The 11036-nt window shown below is 64.3% G+C and carries 10 protein-coding genes and 1 pseudogene; 1 reads left to right on the top strand and 10 read right to left on the bottom strand.

What is annotated here, in order from left to right; translation table 11 throughout:
- Nucleotides 1–128: 128 nt before the first annotated feature.
- The 4 genes and pseudogenes from BMX57_RS20905 to BMX57_RS15855 all read right to left on the bottom strand — a co-directional run.
- Nucleotides 129–428, bottom strand: a pseudogene (locus tag BMX57_RS20905) (integrase core domain-containing protein); the annotation flags it as partial.
- Between the two features lie 779 nt (nucleotides 429–1207).
- Nucleotides 1208–1819: a ferric reductase-like transmembrane domain-containing protein gene (locus BMX57_RS15865; RefSeq protein ID WP_092369288.1), complete on the bottom strand. Its 612-nt coding sequence runs from the start codon at nucleotides 1817–1819 to the stop codon at nucleotides 1208–1210.
- 5 nt (nucleotides 1820–1824) lie between these two features.
- Nucleotides 1825–2325, bottom strand: coding sequence for a peptidase associated/transthyretin-like domain-containing protein (locus tag BMX57_RS15860; protein ID WP_092369285.1), 501 nt, complete (start codon nucleotides 2323–2325; stop codon nucleotides 1825–1827).
- 370 nt (nucleotides 2326–2695) lie between these two features.
- A complete protein-coding gene (locus BMX57_RS15855) occupies nucleotides 2696–3511 on the bottom strand; it encodes a sulfatase-like hydrolase/transferase (protein WP_229724267.1) in 816 nt (271 codons plus the stop codon).
- 311 nt (nucleotides 3512–3822) lie between these two features.
- On the opposite strand from BMX57_RS15855, the gene BMX57_RS20740 reads away from it, so the two are divergent.
- Nucleotides 3823–3999, top strand: a complete 177-nt coding sequence (locus BMX57_RS20740; RefSeq protein WP_177175479.1) for a hypothetical protein — start codon at nucleotides 3823–3825, stop codon at nucleotides 3997–3999.
- Nucleotides 4000–4026: 27 nt separating this feature from the next.
- On the opposite strand, the gene BMX57_RS15850 is transcribed toward BMX57_RS20740, so the two are convergent.
- From BMX57_RS15850 to BMX57_RS15825, 6 genes are read right to left on the bottom strand one after another with little or no spacing between them, the layout of a single operon-like run.
- Nucleotides 4027–4956: a sugar kinase gene (locus BMX57_RS15850; RefSeq protein ID WP_092369282.1), complete on the bottom strand. Its 930-nt coding sequence runs from the start codon at nucleotides 4954–4956 to the stop codon at nucleotides 4027–4029.
- Between the two features lie 8 nt (nucleotides 4957–4964).
- Nucleotides 4965–6761 carry an IlvD/Edd family dehydratase gene (locus BMX57_RS15845; RefSeq protein WP_092369354.1) on the bottom strand — a complete coding sequence of 599 codons (1797 nt, stop codon included), beginning with the start codon at nucleotides 6759–6761 and terminating at the stop codon, nucleotides 4965–4967.
- A gap of 1 nt (nucleotide 6762) precedes the next feature.
- A complete protein-coding gene (locus tag BMX57_RS15840) occupies nucleotides 6763–7971 on the bottom strand; it encodes a mandelate racemase/muconate lactonizing enzyme family protein (RefSeq protein ID WP_092369279.1) in 1209 nt (402 codons plus the stop codon).
- Between the two features lie 9 nt (nucleotides 7972–7980).
- Nucleotides 7981–9306 carry a TRAP transporter large permease gene (locus tag BMX57_RS15835; RefSeq protein WP_092369276.1) on the bottom strand — a complete coding sequence of 442 codons (1326 nt, stop codon included), beginning with the start codon at nucleotides 9304–9306 and terminating at the stop codon, nucleotides 7981–7983.
- Entirely contained in the window at nucleotides 9306–9860 is a 555-nt protein-coding gene (locus BMX57_RS15830; RefSeq protein ID WP_092369273.1) for a TRAP transporter small permease subunit, read from the bottom strand. Before BMX57_RS15830 ends, BMX57_RS15835 begins: the two co-directional genes overlap by 1 nt.
- A 60-nt stretch (nucleotides 9861–9920) precedes the next feature.
- Entirely contained in the window at nucleotides 9921–10940 is a 1020-nt protein-coding gene (locus BMX57_RS15825; RefSeq protein ID WP_092369270.1) for a TRAP transporter substrate-binding protein, read from the bottom strand.
- Between the last annotated feature and the right edge of the window lie 96 nt (nucleotides 10941–11036).

The following is an 11036-nucleotide window of genomic DNA, read 5'->3' as shown; positions in this document are numbered from 1 at the left end:
GGCAAATCAAATGGTTCCAAAGAAAGACCGAATACATAGAAGCAGGGTCAGCGGCGCATCGAAAAATCACTTGCAGGGGAAGGCAGTTCATACATACTCCCCAGTCCTTGGACAGGTTCGGGCGTGATCTAAGCTACTCTTTGCTCCTGCTGATCCGTTGCCCGGCAGGTGATGTTTGCATCACCGTTAGGGGGTTGGGTTTTGTCTTTTCTCAGCCAATAGACCACGGCTGGCGGTTTGCCGCCAAGCGCGGAATGAGGGCGCTTGCGGTTGTAGAACTCGATCCATTTGCCAACACCGGCCCTTGCCTGCGATCCGGTCTCCCAGGCATGCAGGTAGACGCACTCGCATTTCAGGCTGCGCCAGAGCCGTTCAACGAAGATGTTATCGAGGAACCGGCCCTTGCCGTCCATTGAGATGCGCACACCGGATCGGCGTAGCCGGTCCGTCCAGGCATCGAGATCAGATTTCGATGCATTCCTGGCAAAGATATCGGATATTTCTTCCAGTCGGGCGATACGGCGCTCGAGGGCCGCGATGATATCGCCATGAAGGTCTAGTGCGGCTCCCTGTAGATCTTCGTCCCGATGGACCAGAGGCCAGTCATGCACTAACAATCACATCGGACCAGTCAGATCAGACTGACCACTCAGCCGAGGTCCAGTAACTGTCGGTCGCGTTCCTGGCCCTCGTTGGATCACTGATGCTTGGCGAACACGAAATCCCGCCGGAACGGAAAAACGGGAAAGGGACGTCGCATCTCCTGCGCGGATTCATCGACCGCAACCTGGGCGCCGATGACCTTGGGGGTCGAGCGCTTGTGCCAGGAGTTCGGATTCTCTCGGGCGACGCGCTACCGGCCCTTTAAAGAAGTGGGTCGTGTGCGCCGCTACGTCCGGGATCAGCGACCGCGGCGCTGCCTGACGCAGCTCCTCACTGAGGAACCCGTGTGCGGCCATCTTCGCTGCATTGCCGAGCGATTTGGGTTTCTCGATGCCGGAAATATCCATCGCAGCTTCCGCCGACACTCCGGCTTCGCTGTATCCGACTGCCTTGGCAGCAAGGCCCACCGGCCCGCACCCACGGCTTCGGGAACATCGGTGGCAGTGAGCAAATGGCTGCGTCATTCGCGGCAGGAGTCCCGGCAATCGCCGCGCCTTGATCGCCTTGAGCAATTTCCGACAATCCCGGCATTTCTGGCCGGCCCTCAGCCCTGTGGCTTTTTCAGCAGCATCAGGGTGCGGAGATCGATGATGACTCTGACGACAGCCGAGATTGCCGCAGCGCAGAGGACTGCCTTCGACACCATCCCCATCGTCCCTTCGATGAGCACGGCATGGATCACCGTGCCCACGACGGCGACCAGGACCAACGCCGAGTGACCGAGGCGCCAGGCGCTCAACCAAGAACGGAGCCGCCGTCGAAGCAAAGCCAGCATCGCCGCCGCGAAGACGGCCCACATGGCGACAACACCCCAGGCGGCGAACGGCGTCGGCGAGGCGAAGATCAGCGCATCGATGACGTCCGGCGGGCTGGTGAGCCAAAGCCCGGTGACATGGATGATGACCGCGACGACCAGCAGGCTTCCAGTCCAGCGATGCACGTGACGTCCCAGCCGCCTTGGGAGACCGGGCAGGTAGCCTCCGATCAGCACGGGCTGTACGAGAAGAAGCGCCAGCGCGACGATACCCGCGAAACCAGCCACGACATAGACCGGATCGCGCCATTGGAGCAGCGGGCTTGCTGCCGCGATGAAAATGGGGGTTCCCACCAGGGCGCCGAACCCCGCCCATACCAGTATCGCGCTGAGCAGCCGCATGCGCGCTAGGCTGGCTGAAGGACGAAATGCGCCTCCAGGCTGGTGTCCTTCGAGCTTGGCATCACGGGACGCAGGAAGACGGTTTCGAAGTCGCCGCTGTCATAGGCAAGATGCCCGTGCGGTTGACCGAAGGCCGGCACGATCTGGGGCATCTCGAGGCGGAACACTCCGGCGGCATCCGTCAGCGTGGCACCGTGGCTGTGCGGATCGCGTTCATGCCCTTCGGTGGTGTGCGCCCAGATCTGGATACGGGCACCTTGCAGTGGCGCCCCGTCACCCGCGCGGCGAACGGTTCCGGTCATCCAGAACCCGCCTCCACCGATCCGATCCACGATCGGCGCGCCGGGCAGATAGTTGTTCGCCCCGCCGCGCATCGTTGTTGTCGGCGAAAGCCCATTCGCGCGTGCCGGTGCAAGAAGCCCGGAACCTCCGGTCGCAAGCGCCACCCCGATCAAGGCGCCGCCTGCAGCGACGAGATCGCGTCGGGTCAGGTGCGGATGTGTCATTGTCATCGCTCCCGCATTAAGTGCCACGGATCCGAAACATCGCGCACCGTCCAGGCATGTCGTTCGGGGTCGCCCGCGAATCCGATCAACTTTGATCATAGGACGCCGGCGGCCGGAGACAAATCCGTGCCCACGCCTTCGTGATGGCGACGGGCACCCCTCCCCCCGGATAACCCGCCCCCGGTTGACGGGGACGGCCGGGGGGGCCTATTGCGAGAAGCCGGTGTCGGAGCTGACCTGCTCGTTAACAGCTGCTCGTTTCCAACCAAAGCGCCGCGCCGCGGGGATTCGGCGAAGGTCGAAAGATGGTTCTGGACGATCCGCGCCGCAGGGCCGAACGCCCACATCTGGTCGCCGGTCCATTTAACATTCATGCCGGGTACTTCCGACGCTTTCTCATAGGGATCGCGGCGAAGATTGACGAGGAGCGGCGAATTGCACTCATCCTTCGGTCCTGCCCGTCCATGTCCTGCACCACGAAATGCGCCTTCCAGTCGCAATGGCGGATGCACTGGAGGTCGGTGCCGTCATATTTGATCACCTCCTTGCAGGAACTCTCGCCCTCGCCGGTCAGCAGCGGCAGCTGGTTGTATCCGTCCGGGTGCGCCTGCCAGCCCTCGAACCCGTCGGACAGGCTCTGGCGCAGATCCTTCGGCCCGCCCGCCGCGGCGACAAGCGTGGGCATCCAATCCATAGAGTCGAAAATCCCGTTTTCGACCACACCCTCCGCGACCACACCCGGCCAGCGGATGATCGCGGGCACGCGGAATCCGCCTTCCCAGGTGGTGCCCTTCTCGCCCCGGAACGGCGTGGCGCCGCCATCCGGCCAGGTCAGGGTCTCCGGCCCGTTGTCCGAGGTGACGACCGCGATCGTGTTCTCGGCGATCCCGAGGCTGTCGAGATGGTCCAGGACCTTGGCGACATTATCGTCGAGTTCCTTCATCACGACATCCTGCAGCCCGCGACCATTGCCCGGCATCGCCTCGTATTCCGGGCTCAGGTGAATCCAGACATGGGCGCGCGCCGGTGCCAACCAGACGAAGAACGGCGTGTCGCTCTGCACGGCGCGATCGATGGAATCCAGGGTCTTTTCCGTCATCTCGCTATCGAGCGTCTTCTGCCGTTCGGGCGGGACAGGCCGGTCATCGACGATACGCTGGTGCCCACCGGCCCCACCGCGGATCATCCGTCTCGTCGGTCTCTTCGGTGGCAAAGGCATGAGCGATGTTGCGCGGACCGAACGGATTGTTGAACGCCTCGTCCCGGGGCCAACCCGGTCGCTGGGGCATTCCATCGCGTCGAGCTTCGGCGTCTCGATGCTCTTGACCGCCTTGGGATGACTTCCAAGGCTGGCCCAACCGACATTATCCGCCACGATCGCAAGAGCCTTCGGCCTGTCCTCGGACTGGGCGACGACACCCCTTTCCATCAGTGCGAAGTCCGTCGCCTAACCGGCCCTGCGCGGATAATCCAAAAGATGCGTGTATAGATCCCTTGATGACCCGGCAGTTCTGCCCGCTTGCACAGCAACGGGGGCGAACGCCTGCGGATCGGGTGCCCGTCCGCCAGGATATTCGCTGGAACATCTGCGCCGCAGGCAGAAAGGACTTGGGATTTCCCGCGCTGGACGCCCTCTGGACCGTCCTGGTGTCGAAGTACGGCGAGCCGGCGTGACGACCAGGCGACAGGAAGTCGCGGCGGTCAACCAGCTCTGGACCGAGACAGCGCAGCGTGCACAGCGTCGCGGTCGGGCAGCGGGGCCACAGCACCGTGGCCCGTGACCGACAGGGACGCCGCCGCGACCGCATAGCGGGCCGCAGCCTCGACCGTGTCGCCAAGCGCCAGCCGGGCGAGAAACGATCCGTCGAAGCAATCTCCGGCACCCGTTGCGTCAACCGCCTCCGCAGGCACCGCCGGAATCGACACGACCTGGTCGCGATGGGACACGATAGCCCCGTCCCGGCCCAGCGTCAGCGCCACGATCTCGGGCCCGAGGTCCCGATAGAACGCAAGGATGTCCCGGGGATCGGACAGACCGGTCAGGATCCGCGCGTCGTCAAGCCCCGGCAGAGCGATGTCGGCATGGGCCATCGCCCTGTGGATGACGTCGCGGGCCTCATCGAGCGGCCAGAGCTTCAACCGCAGGTTCGGGTCATAGGACACCTGCCCGCCCGCCTGGGCAACCTGTTCCATCGCCGCAAAACCGGCATCCCGGGCCGACGGGCTGATCGCCTGCGAGATGCCCGACAGATGCACGATGCGTGCCTGGGCCAGTGCGGCCCGCGGCAGGTTCGCCTCAGACAGACCGGCGGCAGCGGATCCCTTGCGCCGGTAGTCGAAGACGTGATCGCCGTCCTTCTGGGTTATGAAATAGAGGCCCGTGGGCGCGTCGGGATCCGTCGCGACATGGCTGTGATCGACCCTCTCCACCGTCCAGAGGTCGCGGAATCGGTCGCCGAACCCGTCGGCGCCCAACCGCGTCAGCAGCGCCGAACGCGCGCCTTGCCGCGCCGCGGCGATGGCCACGTTCGACACGTCGCCGCCGAACCCTTCGCGCCAATTGCCGTCACCGACATGGCTGAATTCGAACAACGGCTCTCCGATGCAGAGCAGGTCGAACGGATGGGACATGGATGACCTCAGTGGTTGTTGCGCGGCAGCGACTTGCGGGCGATGTCCTGGTAGTCGGTTGCATCCTTCAGCACCATGCCAGTGTTGAACTGTTGCACCTTTTCGCGGAACAGCGCCTGCCACGGCGTCTGGCTGGCCGGGGCCGGGAACCCCCCGGCGGCGTCAAGCGCCTCGCGCCGACGCTGCAATTCCTCCTGCGGCACCAGCATCTCGACCCGACGCGTCTTCAGGTCGACCCGCACGCGGTCGCCGGTTTCCAGCAGTGCCAGCCCGCCGCCGTCCGCCGCCTCGGGCGAGGCGTTCAGGATCGAGGCCGAGCCGGATGTTCCCGATTGCCTTCCGTCACCGATGCAGGGCATCGCGTGGACGCCCTGTTTGATCAGGTAGGATGGCGGGCGCATGTTCACCACTTCTGCACCGCCGGGATACCCTTTCGGGCCGGCGCCACGCATCACCAGGATAGAGTGCGGCACGATATCCAGCGCGGGATCGTCGATCCGGTGGTGGAAATCTTCGGGACCGTCAAAGACAACCGCGCTGCCCTCGAAAGCATCGGGATCGTCCGGATCCGACAGGTAGCGGCCGCGGAATTCCTCGTTGAGCGCGGAGGTCTTCATGATCGCGCTGTCGAAGAGATTGCCGGACAGGTTCAGGAACCCCGCGTACCGGGCCATCGGGCTTTCGAATGGCCGGATCACGTCGGGATCGGACGCCTGGATCTTGCCATAGGTGTCCGCCACCGTCCGTCCGGTCGCCGTCAGCGCATCCGGATGCGGCAGGACGCCCGCGCGCAACAACTCTCCGATCACCGCCGGCAGGCCACCGGCATGGTGGAAGTCCTCGCCGAGATACTTGCCCACTGGCTGCATGTTGACCAACAGCGGAACCGCAAAACCGACACGTTCCCAATCGTCGTTCGAGAGTTCCACCCCCACGTGACGCGCGATGGCGTTCAGGTGGATCGGCGCATTGGTCGACCCGCCCAGAGCCGAATTCACCACGATGGCGTTCTCGAATGCCTGGCGCGTCATCAGCTGGTCGGGGCGCAGGTCCTCGTGCACCATCTCGACGATCCGCTGGCCGCTGTAATAGGCCATCTGCCCGCGTTCCCGGTAGGGCGCGGGTATAGTTGCCGAACCGGGCAGCTGCATCCCGAGCGTTTCGGCAAGGGAATTCATCGTCGTAGCCGTACCCATCGTGTTGCAATACCCGACCGAAGGCGCCGAGGACGCGGCGATGTCCAGGAAACCCTGGGCGTCGATCTCGCCGGCGGCGAGCTGTTGGCGCGCCTTCCAGATCACGCTGCCCGAGCCGGCCCGCTCACCCCGATGCCAGCCGTTCAGCATCGGGCCGACCGAGAAGGCCAAGGCCGGAATGTTGACCGTCGCCGCCGCCATGAGCAGCGCGGGCGTGGTCTTGTCGCAGCCGATCGTCAGCAGCACCCCGTCGATCGGATAGCCATAAAGCGCCTCGACCAGGCCCAGATAGGCGAGGTTGCGGTCCAGCATGGCGGTCGGGCGCTTGCCGGTCTCCTGGATCGGATGAACCGGGAATTCCAGCGCGATGCCTCCGGCGTCCCTGATCGCGTCCCGCGACCGCTTGGCCAGCTCGACATGGTGACGGTTGCAGGGCGACAGGTCGCTGCCGGTCTGGGCGATACCGATGATCGGCTTGCCCGAGCGCAACTCCTCGATCGTCAGGCCGTAGTTCAGATAGCGTTCCAGATAGAGCGCGGTCATCTCCGGATCGTCCAGATTGTCGAACCAGGCCCGGGATCTCAGGGTGCGGCCATCGGAATTGGTCATGTCAGCCTCCATCGAAATTCGTTGAAACGCGGTGAACAGCATCCGCCCGGCCCACCAGATCGGGATGCAGGGAAACACCGTGCCCGGGTGCGTCGGAAATGGCGATCATCCCGTCAGAAACCTCGGGAAGCCCGTCGACAAGTTCCCGATACCAGCCGGTATAGAAGGCCCGGACGGATTCCTGGATCATCGCGTTGGGTGCGTACATCGAGAAGTGGCACGACGTGGCGAACACCACCGGCCCAGTGCAGTCATGCGGGGCCACGGGCACGCCAAAGGCCTCGGCCATCCCGGCGATCTTGCGCGCCTCGCTGAGCCCCCCGCACCACGAAAGATCCAGCATGGCCACCCCGGCGACGCCGGTTTCGAGATAGTCGCGGAAGGCGTGAACCGACGGCAGGGTCTCGGACACGCAGATCAGCGCGTCGGTATGTCGGGCGTATTCCCGAAGGTCGCCCAGGTTTTCCAGGCGAAACGGGTCCTCGTGCCAGTAGGTATCGAAGTCGCGCAGCGCATGCGCCAGCCGCCGGGCCGCCGGCGGCGACCACAGCGAATGGAACTCGACCATGATATCCATCTTGTCGCCGACCGCCTTTCGGATCTTCTCGAACGGCTCCAGCGCGGTCTTCAACTCGTCGGCGGAAATGTCCCAGCCGCCGCTCCGCTCGGCAGCCGGGTCGAAAGGCCAGATCTTCATCGCCGAGATGCCCTGATCCAGCAGCGATTGCGCCAGCTCGCCCGCATCCGTCAGGAACGCGTCGAGATCTTCGTATGGGCCCTCGGCGGCATCCGCCTGCCAATTCGCCACGCGCTGCCCCTGCGCCCCGCGGACGTAGCGATAGCCGGCGCAGGTGTTGTAGGTCCGGATGCGGTCGCGCGACCGGCCGCCCAGCATGTCCGCAACGGGCCTCCCGTGGACCCGCGAGAACAGATCCCAAAGCGCGATGTCGATTGCGGACAGGGCCCGCGTCTCGACACCCGCACCCCGCCAACCCAGGTAATCCTTGAGATCGGCCCGCCGCGCCGGGATCGCCATTGCGTCACGGCCCAGTAGCCGCGGCGCGCACCAGTCGTGAATGTAGGCTTCGACCGCGCTTGCGCCGAAGAACGTCTCACCCAGCCCGCGGGTACCATCCTCGGTCACGATTTCGACCCAGATGAGGTTCGGGAATTCGGCCAGCCTAAGGGTTTCGATGCGGTCGATCTTCATGCCTGCTCCCTAGCGTCCGGTAACGCCCGGGAACGTGATCAGGATCGCCACCGCCAGGATCTGCATCGCGATGAACGGCAGCAGCGAGCGGAAGATCTCGCCCAGCGAGATGTCCGGGGGCGCGACCGACTTCAGGTAGAACGCCGCCGGGCCGAACGGGGGCGACAGGAAGCTGACCTGCATGTTCATCGCGAACACCACGCCGAACCACACCGGGTCGAGGCCGAGGTCGCGGATGATCGGCACGAAGATCGGCATGGTCAGCAGCGCGATCCCGACCCAGTCGAGAAACATGCCCAGCACGAAGAGGATCGCCATCATCAGCAGGACGATCACGGTCGGATTCTCGGAAACGCCGATGATAAGGCCGGACACGAAATCGATCCCGCCCATCAGGTTGAACACGCCGACCAGGGCCGAGGCGCCGATGCCGATCCAGACGATCATCCCCACCGTGGCCAATGTCTGCCGCGCGGCGCCCATCATGAGCGACCAGGTGAATTCACGCCGGATGACGGTCGACAGGGTCACGCCGATCACGCCGATGGCCGAGGCCTCGGTCACGGAGGCGATGCCGCCATAGATGGACCCCAGAACGAAGATCACCACCATGATCGGCAGGATCAGCCCCTTGAGCAGGCGCAGTTTCTCGCCGGTCGAGATCTCGTTGGCCTCGGGGATCGGGGCGATGGCCGGGTTGATGTAGGCCCGGATCAAAACATAGGTGATGTAGAACCCGGCCAGCATCAGCCCCGGCAGGAAGGACGCTGTGAACAGGTCGCCGATGGAAACGCTGGCGGTCAGGCCATAGATGATCAAGACGATCGACGGCGGCACCATCGTGCCCAGCGCGCCACCGGCGCAGCAGACGCCGATCGCGAGCCGCCGGTCATAGCCCAGCCGCAGCATCTGAGGCAGGGCGAGCAGGCCAAGCAGGACAACCTCGCCGCCGATGATCCCGGACATGGCCGCCAGCACGACAGCGACCAGCAGCGTCTGGATCGCAACCCCGCCCCGCAGGCGCCCGCCGACCACGCGCATCGCGTCGAACAGGTCGCGCGCGATCCCCGACCGGTCGAGGATCGCCGCCATCAGCACGAACATCGGCACCGAGACGAACACGAACGAGTTCACGAAGCTGAAAATCCGGCTGGTGATCAGCGGCACTGCCATCGGCCCGAACCACCCCAGCGCAAAGAGCAGCGCGACGAGCAGGGTCACGAAGGCCAGCGGCATCCCCGTGATCAGCAGACCCAGCAGCATGATGAACATGGCGAGCGTCGCCATCTCGATCCCCATCGACTGGAAATCGGGCAGAAATCCGAACAGGTCCATCAGCTGTCACCCTTCTTGCGCCAGTAGTTGATCGCCAGCACCGCGAACTGAACCGCCATGACGCAGAGGACCACGAACAGGAATACCTTCAGCAAACCCGGCGTCGGCGGGTTCCAGGCCGAACCGCTGGTCTCCAGCCGCACGTCGCCGGCCGGTGTCCAGACCGCGCGCACCAGGCTCTGCCATGCCGCCCATGCAAAGAAAGCGGCGGCGATCATGTTGGTGATGGAAATCACGATGTCGAAGATGCGTCGCATCCATCCCGTCAACTGATCGTAGATCAGCACCACGCGGATATGCCCGTCGCGCGCGGCGACATAGAGCCCGCCGAAGACGAAGGCACAGGCATTGAGGAAGATCACCGTCTCGTGCGCCCAGACGGTCGGCTTGTTCAGACCGTAGCGCAGGATGACCTCGAGAAAGAGAATACCGGCAGAGGCCAGGATACCGATGGCGAACACGACGCCCAGCGCGTTGATCATGCGGCCCAGCGCGCCCGCTTCGGGCGCGGCGCCGTGATCTTCGCGGTCCGGAGTCTCTTGCGGCTCGTTCATGGCATTCTCCTCGGGAATTGCACAGCGCCCCGGCGAACCGGGGCGCTGTCGAGGGGTCAGTTACATCAGACCGTTTTCGGTCAGGTAAGTCGTCAACGTGTCATAGACCTTCTGCGACGCTTCCGATGCTTCGGCGGCCTTGGCCCACTCTTCCTTGGCGATGGCCCGGAAGCGCGCGCGCTCTTCGTCCGGCCAGTCATGCACCGTCACTTCACCCGAAGCTTCGGCCTCTGCGACGGCGGCTGCGTCGGCTTCGGCCAGGGCTGCGACTTGCGAGCGGGAAAACTCGCGCACGCTTTCCTCCAGCGCGGTTTGCAGATCCTCGGGCAGGCTGTCCCAGGTGGCCTTGTTGATGCTCACCTCAACCAGCGGCATGGAGTGGAAGCCCGGATAGACCGGATGCTTGGCAACATCGTGCATGCCCTGTGCATGGTTGGTCGAAAACACGGTATAGTCCGCGGCGTCGATCACACCCTTGTCGAGCGAGGTGAAAACCTCGGACCCGGGCAGGTTGACCGGCGCGGCGCCGGCCGCGGCGAACACCCGCTGCACCATGCCCTCCGGCGCGCGCATCTTCAGACCCTTCAGATCGTCCACACCCTCAAGCGGCACCTTGGACAGGAACGCTTCGAGGCCCGGGGTCGTGGCGCCGATGAAATGCAGGCCATAGGGCTCCAGCATCTCGTTCATCAACTCGTTGCCGCCGCCATTCTCCATGAAATCGAACATCTGCTCGGGATCGGACCATGCCCCGACCGGGTTGGCGATCAGGCCGAATGCAGGCTCCTTGCCCGCGAAATAGGACGTGTCGGTGAAATGACCGTCGATGATGCCGGCGGCAATCGCATCCTGGGTCTCTGTGTGCGCGACGATGGTCTCCACCGGCAGCAGATCGATCTCGATGCGGCCATCGGTCTTTTCGGAAACGCTTTCGGCCCAGCCTTGCTGCAGCAGGAAATTGGCGTTGCCCGCGGGGTCGGACGACTGGAACTTGAAGGTGTATTCCTGCGCCGCGACGGATGTGGCCATGACCAGGCCCGCAACCGCGGTCGCAAGGGAAAATCTCAGTGTGTCACGCATGGTTTGTCCTCCTCGGAATAGACTCAATGAGCGCGATCTATAATGACAGCGCTGTCACAAGTCAATTGATGCTACGAAAACTGCTTCTCAATTCGA

This window comes from Cribrihabitans marinus, from assembly GCF_900109035.1.
In the GTDB taxonomy this organism is placed as follows: Bacteria; Pseudomonadota; Alphaproteobacteria; order Rhodobacterales; family Rhodobacteraceae; genus Cribrihabitans; species Cribrihabitans marinus.
Note: the sequence above shows the minus strand (reverse complement) of the source record. Positions and strands in the feature narration are given on the sequence as shown.

What these genes read in the sequence shown, in the direction of transcription:
- BMX57_RS15865 (WP_092369288.1), bottom strand. Translation starts at nt 1,819, where the DNA reads ATGCGGCTGCTCAGCGCGATACTGGTATGGGCGGGGTTCGGCGCCCTG.
- BMX57_RS15860 (WP_092369285.1), bottom strand. Translation starts at nt 2,325, where the DNA reads ATGACACATCCGCACCTGACCCGACGCGATCTCGTCGCTGCAGGCGGC.
- BMX57_RS15855 (WP_229724267.1), bottom strand. Translation starts at nt 3,511, where the DNA reads ATGATCCGCGGTGGGGCCGGTGGGCACCAGCGTATCGTCGATGACCGG.
- BMX57_RS20740 (WP_177175479.1), top strand. Translation starts at nt 3,823, where the DNA reads ATGACCCGGCAGTTCTGCCCGCTTGCACAGCAACGGGGGCGAACGCCT.
- BMX57_RS15850 (WP_092369282.1), bottom strand. Translation starts at nt 4,956, where the DNA reads ATGTCCCATCCGTTCGACCTGCTCTGCATCGGAGAGCCGTTGTTCGAA.
- BMX57_RS15845 (WP_092369354.1), bottom strand. Translation starts at nt 6,761, where the DNA reads ATGACCAATTCCGATGGCCGCACCCTGAGATCCCGGGCCTGGTTCGAC.
- BMX57_RS15840 (WP_092369279.1), bottom strand. Translation starts at nt 7,971, where the DNA reads ATGAAGATCGACCGCATCGAAACCCTTAGGCTGGCCGAATTCCCGAAC.
- BMX57_RS15835 (WP_092369276.1), bottom strand. Translation starts at nt 9,306, where the DNA reads ATGGACCTGTTCGGATTTCTGCCCGATTTCCAGTCGATGGGGATCGAG.
- BMX57_RS15830 (WP_092369273.1), bottom strand. Translation starts at nt 9,860, where the DNA reads ATGAACGAGCCGCAAGAGACTCCGGACCGCGAAGATCACGGCGCCGCG.
- BMX57_RS15825 (WP_092369270.1), bottom strand. Translation starts at nt 10,940, where the DNA reads ATGCGTGACACACTGAGATTTTCCCTTGCGACCGCGGTTGCGGGCCTG.